We start from the raw sequence: 16,641 nt of genomic DNA, 5'->3' as shown, positions 1-16,641 counted from the left end.
TGATCTTTCCAGTCGCGCCGACTTGTGGCGTTTGAGACGCACACCGCACCTATCCGGCGGTCCGCTTGCCAAGTCGTCGAATTTTTGTTGCGCAGTCTGGCCGTGTATGCGAGTTGCCACCTACGCCAACGCAAGGCAATACCCAGCAAACGCAGGACTAATGTCGGCCACCGTTCGCACCCTCTCTGTCAGCCGTTCAGCCCCCGCTTTCGCGATTGCGTTTGTTGGTCCGATAGCGGTGTTCGTGGTTGCGCTCCTCCTGACGGTGCAGGCGAGAGGTGTTCCGGATAACGACTATTGGGGCATTCTCCCTTCAATGGTCGGATCGCTGGACGGGGTACCGACGCTGAAGGACCTGTATGTAACGGCAAACGAGCATATCATTGCTGGCGCAAAACTGTTTTATCTGCTGAATTTCCATCTTACCCAAGGGGACAATATCGGCCTGTCGGTCACTGTTGTCGCGTTCTCCCTTCTCATAGCGTTGGTTTTTTCAGGCGCACTGTCGCTCTTTGCGCGATCCTGGTTTGAAGCATTTGTCATCGGGATAGCGGTATCGATATTTGTATTCAGTCCGCTTGCGGCACACAATTTCTTTGTTGGCATGAGTGGAGTAGCCTGGATCGGCGCAAATCTCTTCACCGTGCTGGCTGTATTGGCTTTTTGGCAGTCGACCGAAAAAGAGATGCCGATAGGTTATGTCGCTGCGATAGCGTTGGCTGTTTTTGCCACGCAATTTTACAGCACGGGCCTGACCGCATTGTGTGTGATCGGCATCCAAGGATTTTGCACTGCCAAGACACGGCGGCTCGGCATCTTGATTTTCGCTGCGGGCTTGGCCGTCGTGATTTTTGTCGCGATGAATCAGAAAGTCCCCGATTATCACGCCGCACGCAGTTTCGATCCAATTGGGATTGCGCTTTTTTGCCTGACATTCATTGGCGGCGGCATCGTAACAACCGAAGCAGCCGCAATTCCGCTGGGCGCAATCGGGATCGCAGCGGCCGCTTTGATCGTTGGGTTTTGCCTTTTGCGGCCGGGCGAAAGCAGGTACCGATCAGCCTTCTGGATTGCGATCATGGCCTATGCCGTCATGTCGGGCGTGCTGGCCGCTATTGGTCGATCGAACATGGGAGGAGACGCGGCAGCCTTAGCCAGCAGATATGCAACCCTTCCGGCGCTTTTTTGGGTCGGACTGTTTGGAGCTGTTTCGTGTCTGGTGTGGCAAGTTGATTTCAAGCGTCGTCTGTCGATCGCCATATTCGCGGCGGTAGCCGCACTGATCGTCGTCAACGGCATGCCGAGGCTGAATGACGCTCTTGTCAGGGCTGAAGGAAAAGATCTCGCAACATTGGCATTGTCGCTCGGCGTCAAAGACCCCGACTTGATGCAATACGTTACATTGGCTGGGGTCGATTACTACAATGTCGAAGGCAATCTGAAGAAATTCAATCACGTCCCGTTCAACGGGAGAGATTTTGGCTGCCCCTCGCTCGGCGCCGAACTGGCAATCCCCACCCAACCGAACAGCTTGACGGGCTACATTGATGCGGTGTCCAAAATAGAAGATCCGCAGTGGGGACGCGTCTCCGGTTGGGTCGCGGACACGTCGAACAAATGGCCCCCACTGCTGGGCAGCGATATTCTTACCACCTACCGCTGCATTGCGTTCGTTGACGGCACGGGAACGGTCGTGGGGTTGGGATTGGGAGGGGCGCATCGGCCGGACGTGGCGAAGTTCCTCGGGCGAGGACGTGACGACTATGGCTGGAGCGGCTACATAGATCTTCGACGTGTGCCTGCTAGCCCTGCTACTCGATCGATATATGCAGTTTTGCTTACGCCGTCTGGGTGGACGAGATTGCAGGCACCTGGGGTTGGATTTCAGTTTTGAAAAGTACCTATGTAAGCGTCGTAAGATTCGCCCGGAAAGTAGCTGAGCGCTGCGGATTGCTTGCGGCGTTGGAGCGGTCGAACAACCGCTTTGCCCTCTGGATCAGAAGTCTGTTCGGCATATACGACAGCGCTGACCTGGTTCGGCTCGACATGCCGTGGTGGACATTCTCCGCCATTGATGCCGTGAACATCTTTCTGGCCTCGCGCAATCACAAGGCTCGCGTTTATGAATTTGGTGCCGGCGCCAGTACAGTTTGGTTGGCCAAACGAAGCGGCACTGTCGATTCCGTCGAGCATGACGCTCCGTTCGCGCAGACCATGGGCGGCATTTTTGGCGCCTATCCCAACATCGCCGTGCGAGTTGTGGAGCCGGTAGCCGCCTCTGCTTCCAGCAAGGCCAGGTCCAATCGAAAGGGATATACGCAATGCTCTTTCGATCAATACGTGTCATCGATTGACTGGGTCGACGGCACCTTCGACCTCATTGTGATCGACGGCCGGGCAAGGGTTTCCTGCTTGGCGAAATCCGTTCGCCGCCTGTCCCCGGGCGGTATGATTCTGTTCGACAACAGCAACAGGCCCGAATATCGCCAGGCCATCGATTCTTGCGGCCTGCAGGAGCGCGTGACACGGGGGCTTGCGCCCGCATTGCCATTCCCCAGCCAGACCTCCATTTTGACGCAGAGGGCCTGACGTGCAGACAGTCTCGATACTGGTGCCTGTAAAGGACGAGCAAGACACTGTTCAGGCTTTGATCGGCCAGATCGAGGCGGCCTTTGAGCAGATCGATGCCGCCTCGCTCGAGGAGGTCATCTTTGTCGACGACGGGAGCAGGGACAATACCTGGAAGGAGATCCTGGCCGCCACCAGGGCTTACCCCCATGTGAAAGGCGTTCGGCTTCGGAGGAATTTCGGCAAGGCCGCCGCGCTCCAGGCAGGGATCTCCAACGCGTCGGGCAACATCATCGTCACGATGGATGGCGACCTGCAGGACGACCCGAAGGAAATTTCACGTTTTCTGGACGAAATCCGAGCCGGCTCCGATGTCGTGTCGGGATGGAAGCAGGTACGCCACGATCCGCTCGGCAAGACGCTGCCTTCAAAGCTGTTCAATCGGGTGACGGCGAAGGTCACCGGCGTCAGCCTGCACGATTTCAACTGCGGCTTCAAAGCCTACCGCTCCGAGGTCTTTGACAATATTCGCCTCTATGGCGAGCTTCATCGCTTTGTTCCAGCCTTGGCCTACGCGACTGGTTTCAAGGTCAGTGAGATCGTCGTTCAGCACCACCCGCGCCGATTTGGAAAATCCAAATATGGGGTTGGTCGCCTGCTGAAGGGCTTCCTGGATTTGCTCACAGTCGTGACCATCACGAAGTTCAATTCGCGCCCTGGCCATCTTTTCGGTGGCCTGGGTGTGGCCGTCTTCTCGATCGGCTTTGCGATTTTCCTGTTTCTCTGTGCGCGGTGGTTTGGCGGTGAAGCCATTGGCGGCCGTCCGTTGCTGCTTGTTTCGACGCTCTTGATGATCGTCGGGGTGCAGTTCACGCTGTTTGGCATGGTCGCCGAGTTGATTGTTGCGACGCGTGGCAATCGCGACCCGGGCATTGTTGCCGAAATTGCAAGTTCCGACGGCAGGCTGCCTGTGAAGCCGATCGGCGCTCGTGCCGAACTCTAGGATCATTCGTGCGGGCGGTGCCGTCATTGCCATTGCGGCAATGTACTTTGTCATACGCTCTGTCTACGGATACGCCGATCAGCTCGCCGAGATGCTGCAGCGTCCTCGGTTCGTCGCCGTGGTCGTGTCCTGTGCGCTTCTCTATGCGCTAGCTCTGCAACTGGTGGGCTTTGCCTGGTTCACCCTGTTGGTCTCGGTCGGAGAAAAGGCAATCTCCGCGGTCCGTGCAATGCGCGTTTTCGCGCGGACCCAAGTCTACAAATATCTGCCGACCAACGTCATCCATCTTGTCGGACGCTTTGTCCTGGCGGCTCGATATGGTGCTGCAAAGGATGCGCTTTCTTACGCACAGGTGATGGAGATCGTTTTGATGGTCCTCGCTTCCGGAAGCGTGGCCCTGCTTTTCTCCTTCTCCTTCCTGCTCAAAATCGGCGAGGACTACGGAATAAGCCGCTACCTGGCATCGGCAGTCTATATTGGTGCCGGCCTGGCGGCCCTTATGCTGGCCCCCCTCGTTGCGGGCCGATATTTCAAGCAGAGCCGAAAACACCTCGCATTTTCGATGGCCGCGATCAGCGTCGCCTGCTACGGCCTGTTTTTCCTTGCCAATGGCTTGATCGTCGTCCTCCTTGTCCATGTGCTGTACGGACCCACGATCGAGTGGCAGATGGTCATCGGGGTCTCAGCCGCCGGCTGGTTGCTTGGTTTTGTTGTGCCCGGGGCTCCCGGCGGTTTGGGCGTGAGAGAAGCGGTTTTCATCGCCGGCCTTTCGTCGATCGGCATACCGGCGGCTGCGGCCACCGCCGTTGCGGTTACGCATCGGATTATCACCCTTCTGGGCGATGTTCTGTTGTCGGCTGGCGAGTTTGGCTATCGAAAATGGACCGCAGAACCAGATTAGCCCGTGGCATTGGGCGTGACTGCCCGAATGCGACACCTCAAATCCAATTCCACCGGAGAGATGCTCTGTACCTGTTCAAATGAGGTCGACGCTGATAACGAACAGCCTGGTTAATGGAACACGGAATGCTGCTTGTATGTCCAAGACATGTATGGTTACCGGTGGAGCCGGATTCATTGGATGCGCGTTGTCCACCAAATTGGCAGATCACTTCGATCGCGTAGTTGTCATCGACAGTTTGCATCCGCAGATTCACGCTGAGCGGAAGCGTCCCGCCGAACTTGATCCTCGCGTTGAGCTCATGGTTGCCGATGTGACGGAGGCTTCCACCTGGGCGCAGGCATTGGAAACCACCCGACCTGAAGTTGTGGTGCATCTGGCCGCTGAAACAGGCACGGGACAGTCGCTCACAGAGGCCTCTCGCCACGCGATAGCAAATGTCCTTGGCACAACCCGCATGTTGGATGCCTTCGCCACGGTATCGCATGTTCCCGAGCGCTTTGTCCTGGCTTCGAGCCGCGCAGTCTACGGAGAAGGGGCTTGGCGGTCCAGAAATCCAGGAGAGGTAACCTATCCCGGTCAGAGATCGAAGCAGCAGCTTGAACGCGCGGAGTGGGATTTTCCCGGGCTCGAGCCGCTGCCGATGGACGCGGAAAAAACGATACCGAATCCAACCAGCATCTACGGAGCCACCAAACTAACCCAGGAACAGATATTGCGAGCTTGGGCGCTTTCGTTCGGAACAACCGTCAACGTGCTCCGCCTTCAGAACGTATACGGTCCTGGCCAGTCCTTGACGAACAGCTACACAGGAATTGTGTCGTTGTTCATCAGGATGGCCAAGGAAGGCAAGAGCATCCCGATCTACGAAGACGGGGATATCGGAAGGGATTTTGTCTTCATCGACGATGTCGCCTCGGCGATCGACAAGGCCACGAGAACAAATCTGTCGCAATCGTTCGCCTATGATGTTGGCACTGGCTACAAGACCACGGTTCTCGATCTGGCGAGGATCATCGCAAAGCGGTATGGGGCGCCGGAGCCGCACGTCAACGGCATGTTCCGCAACGGCGACGTGCGGTGCGCTGTCGCCAACATCGACAGGACGGTCCGCGAATTGGAATGGCGACCTTTGAAAAGTGTGGGCGAGGGGATCGACCAGCTTTCCGAATGGATAGATACACAGCTCGGCTAAAATTTGGGCTCTGCTGGTTTGGAAAATCTGGATTTCTCGAGGGGACGACGAATGAGCTCTGTATTGCGTCGTGTCGCTGTGTTTTCGCTTTATAATGAACGCGGCATCGCAGACGACTATGTCATATTTTTACTGACGAAGCTGAGAGAATTGGTTGAGAGGATTGTTGTTGTTTCCAACGGCAATCTTTCAAAACATTCTGAAGTCGCGGTAGCAAAAGTATGTGATCAGCTCCTGATTCGTGAGAACGAGGGGTTTGATGTCGGTGGATACAAGGCCGGAATGGAAGCCATCGGCTTTGATGAGCTTTCCAAGTATGACGAACTTATCCTGCTGAACGATACTTGCTACGGACCTCTTTTCCCTTTTTCAGAAATGTTTTCGGAAATGGAAGGGCGGAACACTGATTTCTGGGGCGCCTCTGCCCATCGGGAAATGACACCAAACCCATTTACCGGAACAGGCCATCTGCCCCGTCATCTCACGGCAAACTTCATTGCTATTCGCAACGAGATGCTGAAGTCACGCGCCTTCAAAAGATATTGGGAGAACCTGCCGGACATAAAAACCTACACCGATGCTGTTCTGCTCCATGAGTCGCAGTTTACCAAGCATTTTACGGATCTTGGCTATTCCGCAGAAGCTTATGTCGATCCGGATAAGTATGGCTCGCACTATCCGGCGTTCATCAACGTAGACGAAACAATCATCAACCGCTTCCCTCTGCTGAAGCGGCGAACGTTTTTTCATGATCCGACTTTTTTGGAGCACAATGCCGTCGATTTGCCGCGCGCTTTGCGGATACTTAAAGAGACATCCGACTACGACGTTAATTTGATTTGGCGCAATGTTCTGCGCGTTTCGGAATTGAGGAACCTCAACAGCAACGCTGCGCTGATGAGCGTCCTGCCGGACAAGCGGATCAAGGATGATGACGCTGCTGCCGACTACGGCAAGGTGGCCGTCTGCGCGCATATTTACTACACCGAGTTGCTCGACGAGCTGCTGGCGTTGACCGAGAACATTCCGGTTCCCTATGACTTCATTGCCACCACGAATACGCCGGAAAAGAAGGCCGAGATCGAAGCCGCCTTGGCAAAGCGCCCTGGCGTGAAGAAGGCCATTGTCCGCGTTGTCGAACAGAACCGCGGTCGTGACATGTCGTCGCTTTTCATCTCGTTCCGAGATCTGTTCATCGACGATCGCTACGACCTCGTCTGCCGTTTGCATACAAAAAAATCGCCTCAAGTTCAGTCGTCGAGAGGCAATCTGTTCAAGCGGCACATGCTCGACAATCTGCTGAATACCCGGGGTTACGTGCAGAATGTTTTGGACATGTTTCACGACAATCCTTCAGTCGGCGTCGCCATTCCGCCGATCTTTCATATCTCGTACCCGACCATGGGGCACTCCTGGTTTGTCAACAAGCCGAGGGCCGAGGAAACGGCGCGCCTGTTGAACATCGACGTCAAATTCGATGACACCACTCCGGTCGCAGCCTATGGCACCATGTTCTGGTTCCGGCCGCGCGCGCTGCGCAAAATGTTCGAACACAAGTGGAAATGGGAAGAGTTCAATGCCGAGCCTGATCATATTGACGGAGGCTTGGCTCACGTGCTGGAGCGGCTGATCACTTACTCTGCCCAGGATGCCGGATTTACCACGCAGCACATTATGTGCGCGCATCAGATGGCGCACAACTACAGCATGCTGGAGTTCAAGATGCAAAAGCTTGTCGGCATGCTGCCACTGCACGACTTTCCGTGGCACGCTCATCTGTTGTCTGAGTGGAAGAACGCCGGTTATCCCTTGGGGGCGTCAACGATGCAGATTCCAATGACATCAGCGACGCAGACGGCGCTGATGTCAGGGCCGCAGACGTCGGTGAAACACGCTCTGGCTAGACTCAATTTCGCCATCAAGAGCTCTCTGAAGTTCAGATCGCCTATCTTGTTCAGAATACTCAGACCGATCTATCGCGGCATAAGGGCGGTCCTGAAGCCAATTCTCGGCGTAATTCTGTAGCGGAAAAGGCGCACACATTGACTTGACTTGAGCCCGAAGTTTCCTCCGAAAAAAGGGAGGAAACTGGGGTCTCAGGTTAGTTTTCTGCAGATGTAAACCTCCGTAAAATCGCCAATGATCCCATGGTGGTGATCATGGAAACGCCGAACTTCCACGTCCATTGCAGACCAGGAATAAATTCGTTCGGGAAGGTCGTAGCCATAGTGGAAGGTCACCAAAGATCCTGCGTCACTGATCGGATTGCCATGATACTCGGGCTCAGGCACCAAGTGGTCGATCGAGCCATCAGGTTTGTAGAGTGCCCGGCGTTCGCTATCGATCTTGCCTTTGTATGTTGGAACCGTGAAGACGTATGCGCCGCCTGGCTTCAGCGTACGCGCCACCTCTTTCAACACGGATTCGGGCTGGCTCACGTGCTCCATTACGTCCAAAGTAATGACCAAATCGAACCGCTGATCATCAAAGGTCTGCGCCTCCAGGTTCTCGTTTCGAAACCCGCTTGCAATAGACCCTAAGCGCATTTCCGGAAAGAACTGAGTGGCAATGTAATCAGTGCACTGCTGACTGAGCTTTCGGGAAATGCCACGATCCGACGGCGACGACTCATGAATCGACATCCGCCGCCAAGCCGGGAAGCTCCCAGAGAGCACGTGTGCGATCGCTCTTTCTCGAGGTATCGAACCGCAGCCCGAACAGACCAGATAATCTCGGTACCAGGTTTTTGGCGAGCGAAACTCGACATCCTGTTCACACACAGGGCAACGACCGGCGTGGCGGTATACCGGGTCAATCATACCCACACCTTTCACGACAGCTACATCCCTTAGGCGCCGGACGATTTTGCGGACAGAATGTAGCAAGCCGGATCTCATCTCGCGAGGCTACAAAACTGGCACATTATTCTTCTCCGTCTCGGTATGGTGAATTTCATAACCTTTCAGCGCGGCGCTAGTCGTGCGGTAACCAGCCTTGCGCGCTATCGTGCAAAACACCCGTTCCACGGCATGTGCAAGGGTACCGTCTTGAATTCCGTTTTCTGGCTCGAATCTCAGCTTTTCCTCATCAATCCTTTGAAGAGAACGCAAAGCGCTTGGGTGGAACCAAAACATGGAACCAGCAAAAAAACCAAGTTCAGGTTCGTCTCCAGCGCTGTGCACATCCATCGCAGTAAGGAGGTCACGCACAGCGTCGCGATTTGCGCCCCAATATTCTTCGTTAGTAAGATAATAGTCGTGGGGCCCCACAATCCCGATCTCCCCCGATCGCAATAGATCAATTGCCCTTAGTGCGATCAGGGAATCACCAACCAAGCTTCGATAGAGGCGATTACGCCATTCGTCGCCTCTGTCGCTATATGTGCTCTTCTTGGAGTGAATTTTAAGGATCGCGTCATATCCATCCAAGTCTCCTGAACGATAAAGTGAGACGAACGGGCCGATATCTCTGCCGCGATTTTCTGTTAGATATACTGATACGCTGGCGCCAACCTCAGCAAATCGATCTATAATGGGTGCGACATCCCCCTCGAATGGGGTCGTGACAAATACGTCAAACGGTACAATTATATTCTCAAGATAGTCGCAAATTTCATCGATCATCTCAATATAATACAAATGAACGACGACCGCTGTTAACACCCCACTTCGATGCGGCAATCTCCAGCGCGCCGTCTTCATCGTTGAAAGAGGCAGCTTCTCCGGTCTTTTCAATGTGAACAGGTTATCTTCGCCAACCTGGTAATGCCCTCTGGCTCGCTCGACCATTTCATCGACCTGTTTGAGCCTCTCTTCGGTCGCGGAATCGCGAATGCCCTGAACATCTATCTCATGCGGGTTGTCTCTCAAGACCTCCATCTTCACGTAACCGAACTGTTGTGCAATCGAGCTAGCAGATATGTGGGACCAATTCACCGCAGCCTTTGACGCGGGTGAGAGAAGCGTCGCGACTTTAACCCCGTTTTTCACCAACGCAGATGAAAACCCTATCTCGTAATTTAAAATCATCTCCATTTTTGTATTCATGGGGGAGATGTTGCTAAAGAAACGCTGAAACCACTCGGATGAAAATACACCTCTGCCCAATACCATCATGTAAGACTGAATATGCCACCCAAATTGGCGCGAACTCGTTGCTCCGACGGCGTCATAAGAGTCACACAGCTTTATCATGTTTCGAAGCGCGTCAGAAAGTCGATGTGCATCTAGCAAGACGACGCTCGAGTTTATTAGGGCAATATGCTCCAAATCATTGCAGCGAAGAGCTCGCTCTACGCCAACTCTATAGCTGTAGAAATCGTACCCAATATTAGGTCTCTTGATTGCTTCTATCCCATCAATAGGTGGCAAGTTACCAATTTCGCTTGTGGTAATCAGCACTACCTTGTCAAAGACACTCCGAAGGCACGCAAGAAAATCGCAGAAATTGCTCTCAATTCTGTCGTTGGGGTCAAAATGCGCTACAATTGCAACGTCAATTGCCACTATCTACCTCTCAACCGCAATGATGCCACGTAGACAAATTTGGCAATCTTGTGCATCAGTGGGCGGCTACGAAGTGCGAAGGAGATTTTCTGAGAGAAAGAGCTTGGGGGAGTATATAAAGCGAGTTTGGCACGTCGCTTCACTAAAGATGACTTCCCAGTTGTCGGATCCGAACCTTGTTCATCCGTCAATACATCGAAGAGCTGCTTCCGGGCGCTATCAATCCCTCTCTCTTCATCTTCTCCCTTGCGATAGAAAGAAGATTTCAGCGTCTGCTCCAAATATGACAGGCCGTTCTTTTGATCGGGTTCAAGGTAGCATCCCTCGCCCCATTCGTTCCATGCGTTGACAAAGATAAGTCTTCCGGATTCCTCTGGCGATTCAGAACGAACATATGCCCGGAGATACCTGAGCCACGCGCCATACAGGCGTGGGTTGGAATTCAAGACGATTGTGGGTGTGTCTTGCCGTCGGGGCGTGTTGTCCCAGGATGGTATGATGCCCCTAAATAATTTGAAACGCGGCACATCACGGAGTGCACTTTGCAATACAATCCTTTGGTAGTCTATTATGCCGCCTTTAAAATCCGAATTTGTTATCTTGGGGAGTACATCGGGCCTACTTTGAGGGCCATTGAACTTGTGTGGAGGAAACTCCACGAGAGAGTCCGCCCCGACCTCATTTGGATGTGAAATATCGTAAAAATCCACAACGGCAATGTGCAATCCAGGGAATCCGCGCTGTTGGGCCCGCTTTCTCCAGATAGCGAACCATTTTTCCGCGTTGGGTATTGCCTTGGCGCGATAGACCAGAAGTAATGGTTCGCCTGAAATCTTAATGTACCGTTCGTCGCCCAGGGCGTCGGCTATCGAATCAAAGAACGCCTCGGCATCTCCGTCAGCATATTCCTGAGCCAATAGGACGCTCTTTGTGTCGCCATCCCACGTCCGCGTCCAGTTTTCGTTTGCCCAACAAAGGCAGAAATCCATACTTATATCGGACTTCAAAAAGTTATCTACCGGAGTCGACAATATTCGTCGACCGCTAAACCAATAATGATAAAAGCAAAACCCACCTATTCCATATATTCTCGCGAGATCAGCTTGCTCGCGCATCGTTTCAACGTTTCCGAGATCGTAATATCCCAGATCACGAGGAATATTGGGTTGAACATGCCCTTCGAAATTCGGCTTTGCCCTTGAAACGTTGTTCCATTCGGTGAATCCGGGTCCCCACCACTCTGAATTTTCAACTATTCGATGAAACTGCGGCAAGTAAAATGCAATTAATTTTGATCGATCGTTTTCTACATCGAAGTAATTTGAAGGGTTGTCATCCGCCAATTCGGATAGAGCCTCAAAAGAGGGGCTGTGTATATCCATTTTGTCATCCGAATTCGGCATTATTTTTCTGCGACTGAAATTCCATCTATGCTTTCAGTGTCAGGTGACACGCTCGCACTTTAGATACGGTCGGCGAATCCTCGAACTCTCAGCAGCGGCTCAAGTCAGCGACTCCACCCGGCCGTTTCTAAGCACCATTCTCTTCGTGCAAACGCGCTGGATGAGCGCATCGTCGTGGCTGGCCAGCACGATGATGCCGGCCTTTTCCGCCAGTTCGTCCATGCGTCGCTTGGCTTTTTCCTGGAATGACGCGTCGCCGGCGCCAATCCATTCATCCATCAGCAGAATTTCAGGTTCAAGCGCGGTCGCGGCCGCAAATGCCAGCCGTGCGGCCATACCTTGGCTGTAAGCCTTGAACGGCAGGTCGATGAAATCGCCCAGTTCGCTGAAATCGATTATTTCTTCCACCTTCTCTTCGATTTCGGCCAGCGTCCAACCGCTGATCAACCCCCTCAACACGATGTTTCTGCGCCCGGTGGCCTCGGGACGAAACCCTATGCTGATGTTGAAAAGGGCATCGACCTTGCCCGCGATCGATACCGTACCAGCCGATGGCTGGTAGATTCCGTAGAGGACCTTGAGCAGGGTGGTCTTGCCGGCGCCATTCGGGCCGACGAGCCCCAACCGGTCGCCCGCCTTGAGTTCGAAGCTGACATCGTCGAGCGCCTGCACGACCTGCTTGGTGCCCGACCTTGCTATGTTGCCGCCGAGCGCACTCCGACGCCGGCCAGGCGCCGAAAGCGTCAACTTTTCGAACAGGCGATAAACGAGGCTGACATTGTTCAGTTTGATGGAGGTCATGGAGCTCAGATCAGGAAAACGATGCGCTTGCGATAAAGGCCCAGCAGCAGCAATGCAAGCGCCCAGAGGCCGAGGCAGAAATAGCCTGTCACCGCCAGGGCGTGCATCGGAAATATGCCTGCGGTGATGGGTTCGCGAACGCTCTCCAGGAAATAGGTGAAGGGGTTCCAATGATAGGCATATTTTTGAATGCCCTGTTGCCCGCTATAGACCCAAAAGACCGGCGTGAAGAACATGCCCACCCGCATCATGTTGCCGACGATGAATTCGCTATCGGGAAAGAAAGCGCCCAAGAACGCAAAAACCGTGACCAGTGCAGGAGTTGCCAAGATGATGAGCAACAGACCCAGCAATGACATCAGCCAGTTTGAGTTGATGCCGTAGCTACCCAGCAGCAGAATAAGAACGCAACCCGCCAACGAATAACCAGCCCGAATTATGCATTGCATCGTCAATCGCATCACATACACGAACAACGGCAGCGTCGTGCCTTGAATGAAGCTCGCTTCGCGCTGGAAGAGTGACACACTCATGGTGATGGTTTCGGTGAGATAGAACCACACCAGCATGCCGATGGCTACATAGGCAATATAGCTTGGGTCGCTGGCGTCCTTGGTCACGAAAACAAAGACAAATGTGCCCACGAACGCAAAATAATTGACCAGCATCCAAAGCGGTCCCAGGGTCGTGCGCCTGTGCTGGTCGCCGATGTCCTCATGGGCGAGCGCGACCCAGACCCGGTGCAACCGCACGGCCTTGGAGATATCGTCAAAAGCGCCGTTTAGTGCCGCAATCATCGTTGGGAGTATCGCAATCTGCTTTTTTCCAGCGCTTGGTTTTTCCGGCGCTTCATCGCTTCAAGGCCCGTGACGAACCACCACGGAGCTCTTAATAGCCATTGCGACGTGCTTATGGCAACGCACTGCGTTTTAATGTCGCGAGTTGGGCGTCGGGTCCGATCCCTTGCCCTCGCGCTCCCTTGAAAAAACATCTAGCTATGATGTCGAGCCCGCAGTATGCGATACAACAGGGCGGCCAGGGACAGCACTTTGAAAGAGTGATCGGCCACGAAGCATATTCGTGTTCGCACCTTGGTGATGTTCATGTCCGTGAGCCTGGAGTCTAGTGCCGTCCAATGAATTCTTACCTCGAAGCTGTATTCGGACGCAGGCCGGAAATGCGGCGCGCCTTCATCATGGTCCAGGACGTGGTCATGGTCCTGGTCGCCGTGGCGCTCAGCCTTGTGCTTTCGCGGTCGAATCTTTCGTTCGATCCGCTCTCCAACCAGGGTTTGGGGACCTGGGGGGGCATTGTCGTCATCAGCCATTTCCTGTTCAGATATTGTGGTCTCTACAAGACCGTCTGGCGCTTCGCCTCGACGCCGGACTTTTTCAATATCCTGAAGAGCTGTGCGATTTTGACGTTGGCTCTGTACGCCACTTCGATGCTGGTTCGTTCTTTTCAGCCTGTGCAGGGGCTCAACGAGCGTCAGTTCATCGTCTTCTTCCTCGTCTCCTTCACGATCATATCGGCGCCCCGCCTGTTCTACCGCTTCCTGCGTGACGGCGCGAGCTGGGGCATTCTGAGCACCAAGACCGGCAAGCCGCAGGCCAAGCAGGCGTTATTCGTTGGCCGGCTCGGCGAAGCCGACCTGATCATTCGCTTCACGCGCACGGCGGAGCCCGCGGACTATTCCATCGCCGGGATCATGGCGACCGAGCGCGGCGTACAATTGGGCACGCGGATTCAAGGTGTTCCCGTGGTGGCGACCCGGCCGCGGCTGATCGACCTCCTGGAGGACTATACGACCGGCACCGAAAGCCTGGATTTGCTGATTTTCGGCAGCGGCGCCGAGCACGAGATCGAGGAGTATTCGGAACTAGTCCGCATCGCCCGGCACGGCGACATAAGTGTGGTGCAGTTCTCCGGTCTTTCGGAACTGGAACAGCAGGGAAAACTGGTTCTCGACGCCGTCGAGATGGAAACGATCCTGCGCCGCCCGACAGTGCCTTCGGATGTCGAGCGTATCGGGGCCTTTGTCGGCGGCAAGCGCGTTCTGGTGACGGGCGGTGCCGGGTCGATCGGCCGAACATTGGTCAAACGGTCGTTGGAACTGGGGGCGGAGGCGGTGCTCGTCGCCGACAACTCCGAGTTCGGCATCTTCCAGTTGAGCCAGTACATCGACGAGAAGGACCACGACCGTCTCAAGGTCCGCATCGTCGATGTCGCGGATCGGCGCCAGATAACCCGTGTCGTCACGGAGTTCAGACCGGACATCGTCTTTCACGCCGCGGCGCTCAAGCATGTTCCGCTGCTCGAGGAAAACTGGGATTCGGCCATCCAGACCAATGTTTTCGGCACGCTTGTCTGTGCCGAAGTCGCCGCCAAATGCGGGGTTGCCCAGTTTGTCCTGATATCGAGCGACAAGGCGGTGGATCCCTCATCGGTGCTTGGCGTGACAAAGCGCGCTGCCGAACAGATCATCAGCGCCTTGCATGGCCCCCCCGCGAGCGAGCCGGGCGTGCGTCGATCGGTCACCAAGTTCGTCGCCGTTCGCTTCGGCAATGTCTTTGGCAGCAACGGTTCGGTGGCGACCATATTCCAGGCGCAGATCGAGGCCGGAGGACCGGTCACCATCACGGACCGGCGCATGACACGCTATTTCATGACAGTCGCCGAAGCCGTCGATCTCGTCATCATGTCGGCCGCCGATGCCGCATCTCGGCAGAGCGGGGAAGATTATGCCGTCTACATGCTCGACATGGGCAAGCCGGTGCCGATTCTTGAAGTGGCCGAAACAATGATCCGCCTGTCCGGAAAGAGCCCCTACACGGACATCCCGATCCGGTTCACCGGCATAAGGCCGGGCGAAAAACTCCACGAAATGCTGCATGGCGAGGATGAGGAACTCGTCGAACTCGGCATTTCGAAGATATTTGGCCTGAGCACGGATGTCGTGGAATGGTCGGATGTCCAGGCCGCGCTGACAGCGCTGCAGCAGTCGGTGAAGAACCAGGACAAGGATGCTGCGCTGGCCGTGCTGGCGGGCCTCGACCAGGCCAAGAAGGCCAGGGGAAGCATTCATCAGGACGTGATCCCGAAAACGGCCCGGCAAGCGACCTAACCCAATCCAGAAAGCGATATTGATCGTGGATTGGACAAATCAATTCCCGGCCCGGAATTGCGTTGAAACGAAGAAATTGAGCGGTTCTGTGTTCGCGTGAAACGATGAACCGCTCTGGCCATTCCAGGCATTTGCAGGGTGTTTGAAGCTCGTGAGCAAAGAAGATCCGCGCATCGCAGTCCTGATGGGCACGAAAGACGGCGCCGCCTTCATCGATGAGCAACTGCAATCCCTGCTCGCGCAGTCGCACCCTCTGATCGACCTGTGGATATCCGACGATGGCTCCGTTGATGACACGATCGCCATCATCGAGACGTGGAGATCCCGCTGGCCCAAGGGTCAAATCACCGTGGTGAAAGGGCCGCGGCAGGGGTTCGCCCCCAATTTCCGGTCGATGATCCTTGATCGGCGTATCGATGCGGACTGCTATGCCTTCTGCGACCAGGACGATATCTGGGAGCCCGACCGGCTGGAGAGCGCTGTCAGTTGGATGCAGGCCTATGACGCGAAAACCCCGCTGATGTTTTGCTCGCGAACCGCGACCATGACCGAAACCGGAAGCCTTGTCGGCCATTCGCCACTGTTTCGTCGGCCGCCATCCTTTCGCAATGCGCTTGTGCAAAGCATCGCCGGCGGCAACACCATCCTGCTCAACGCCGCCGCCCGCGACCTGCTGGCCAGGGCCTCCGCGCAAACCGAGTTCGTCAGCCACGACTGGTGGGCCTATCTCATCGTGACCGCAGCCGGCGGCATCGTCCGCTACGATCCGCGGCCGCTGGTGCGCTACCGCCAGCATGCGGCAAACCTGGTTGGCGCCAACGTGTCGTGGCGGGCAAGGGTTTCCCGGCTTGGCCGTCTGTTCAAGGGCGACTTTGCTGGCTGGACGGATTGCAATCTTGACGGACTTGCCGTCAACCGAGACCTGCTGACCGAGGATGCAGCAGCGTGCGTCGATCTGTTCACAAAAGGGCGGCAGGGCAATCTTTTCCAGCGTTTGGACGGCTTGCGCAAAAGCGGTGTCTATCGGCAGACACTTGCCGGCACCCTGGGGCTCTATCTCGCATTCATCCTGGGTCGCATCTGAGCATCGAACGGCGGCATGTGTGCTTGGCCAGGAGATGACCTCATGCTACGTCGACCA

General features: G+C 55.1%; 13 protein-coding genes. 8 read left to right on the top strand and 5 right to left on the bottom strand.

All coding sequences use genetic code 11. The features are described from left to right. Positions 1-160 precede the first annotated feature (160 nt). From HNQ71_RS04490 to HNQ71_RS04465, 6 genes are all read left to right on the top strand, one after another. Entirely contained in the window at positions 161-1,894 is a 1,734-nt protein-coding gene (locus HNQ71_RS04490) for a hypothetical protein (protein ID WP_184871359.1), read from the top strand. Further along, on the top strand, positions 1,891-2,589 hold the full coding sequence (locus HNQ71_RS04485; protein ID WP_184871358.1) for an O-methyltransferase: 699 nt from the start codon (positions 1,891-1,893) through the stop codon (positions 2,587-2,589). Before HNQ71_RS04490 ends, HNQ71_RS04485 begins: the two co-directional genes overlap by 4 nt. Position 2,590: 1 nt before the next feature. Continuing rightward, positions 2,591-3,571, top strand: coding sequence for a glycosyltransferase (locus HNQ71_RS04480; protein ID WP_184871357.1), 981 nt, complete (start codon positions 2,591-2,593; stop codon positions 3,569-3,571). After that, the gene (locus tag HNQ71_RS04475) at positions 3,558-4,472 is read left to right on the top strand and encodes a lysylphosphatidylglycerol synthase domain-containing protein (RefSeq protein ID WP_184871356.1); all 915 of its coding nucleotides are present in this window, start codon (positions 3,558-3,560) and stop codon (positions 4,470-4,472) included. Before HNQ71_RS04480 ends, HNQ71_RS04475 begins: the two co-directional genes overlap by 14 nt. A 79-nt stretch (positions 4,473-4,551) precedes the next feature. Further along, positions 4,552-5,667 carry an NAD-dependent epimerase/dehydratase family protein gene (locus HNQ71_RS04470; RefSeq protein WP_343068038.1) on the top strand — a complete coding sequence of 372 codons (1,116 nt, stop codon included), beginning with the start codon at positions 4,552-4,554 and terminating at the stop codon, positions 5,665-5,667. A 51-nt stretch (positions 5,668-5,718) separates the two neighbouring features. After that, positions 5,719-7,692, top strand: coding sequence for a rhamnan synthesis F family protein (locus HNQ71_RS04465; RefSeq protein WP_246461183.1), 1,974 nt, complete (start codon positions 5,719-5,721; stop codon positions 7,690-7,692). A 71-nt stretch (positions 7,693-7,763) separates the two neighbouring features. Here HNQ71_RS04465 and HNQ71_RS34695 read toward each other — a convergent pair whose 3' ends face one another. The 5 genes from HNQ71_RS34695 to HNQ71_RS04440 form a co-directional block, all read right to left on the bottom strand. Further along, a complete protein-coding gene (locus HNQ71_RS34695) occupies positions 7,764-8,501 on the bottom strand; it encodes a methyltransferase domain-containing protein (protein WP_210333734.1) in 738 nt (245 codons plus the stop codon). A 72-nt stretch (positions 8,502-8,573) separates the two neighbouring features. Next, the gene (locus tag HNQ71_RS04455; RefSeq protein ID WP_184871354.1) at positions 8,574-10,172 is read right to left on the bottom strand and encodes a rhamnan synthesis F family protein; all 1,599 of its coding nucleotides are present in this window, start codon (positions 10,170-10,172) and stop codon (positions 8,574-8,576) included. Beyond that, a complete protein-coding gene (locus HNQ71_RS04450) occupies positions 10,172-11,554 on the bottom strand; it encodes a glycosyltransferase WbsX family protein (RefSeq protein WP_184871353.1) in 1,383 nt (460 codons plus the stop codon). Before HNQ71_RS04450 ends, HNQ71_RS04455 begins: the two co-directional genes overlap by 1 nt. Before the next feature lie 120 nt (positions 11,555-11,674). Then, a complete protein-coding gene (locus HNQ71_RS04445; protein WP_343068037.1) occupies positions 11,675-12,247 on the bottom strand; it encodes an ABC transporter ATP-binding protein in 573 nt (190 codons plus the stop codon). A 134-nt stretch (positions 12,248-12,381) separates the two neighbouring features. Further along, positions 12,382-13,173 (bottom strand): ABC transporter permease, encoded by a 792-nt coding sequence (locus tag HNQ71_RS04440; protein ID WP_184871351.1) that lies wholly within the window; start codon positions 13,171-13,173, stop codon positions 12,382-12,384. Positions 13,174-13,511: 338 nt separating this feature from the next. On the opposite strand from HNQ71_RS04440, the gene HNQ71_RS04435 reads away from it, so the two are divergent. Beyond that, positions 13,512-15,500, top strand: a complete 1,989-nt coding sequence (locus HNQ71_RS04435; protein WP_184871350.1) for a nucleoside-diphosphate sugar epimerase/dehydratase — start codon at positions 13,512-13,514, stop codon at positions 15,498-15,500. A 151-nt stretch (positions 15,501-15,651) separates the two neighbouring features. Continuing rightward, the gene (locus tag HNQ71_RS04430; RefSeq protein ID WP_184871349.1) at positions 15,652-16,584 is read left to right on the top strand and encodes a glycosyltransferase; all 933 of its coding nucleotides are present in this window, start codon (positions 15,652-15,654) and stop codon (positions 16,582-16,584) included. The last annotated feature ends 57 nt before the right edge of the window (positions 16,585-16,641 follow it).

This window comes from Mesorhizobium sangaii (genome assembly GCF_014207355.1).
In the GTDB taxonomy this organism is placed as follows: Bacteria; Pseudomonadota; Alphaproteobacteria; order Rhizobiales; family Rhizobiaceae; genus Mesorhizobium; species Mesorhizobium sangaii.
Note: the sequence above shows the minus strand (reverse complement) of the source record. Positions and strands in the feature narration are given on the sequence as shown.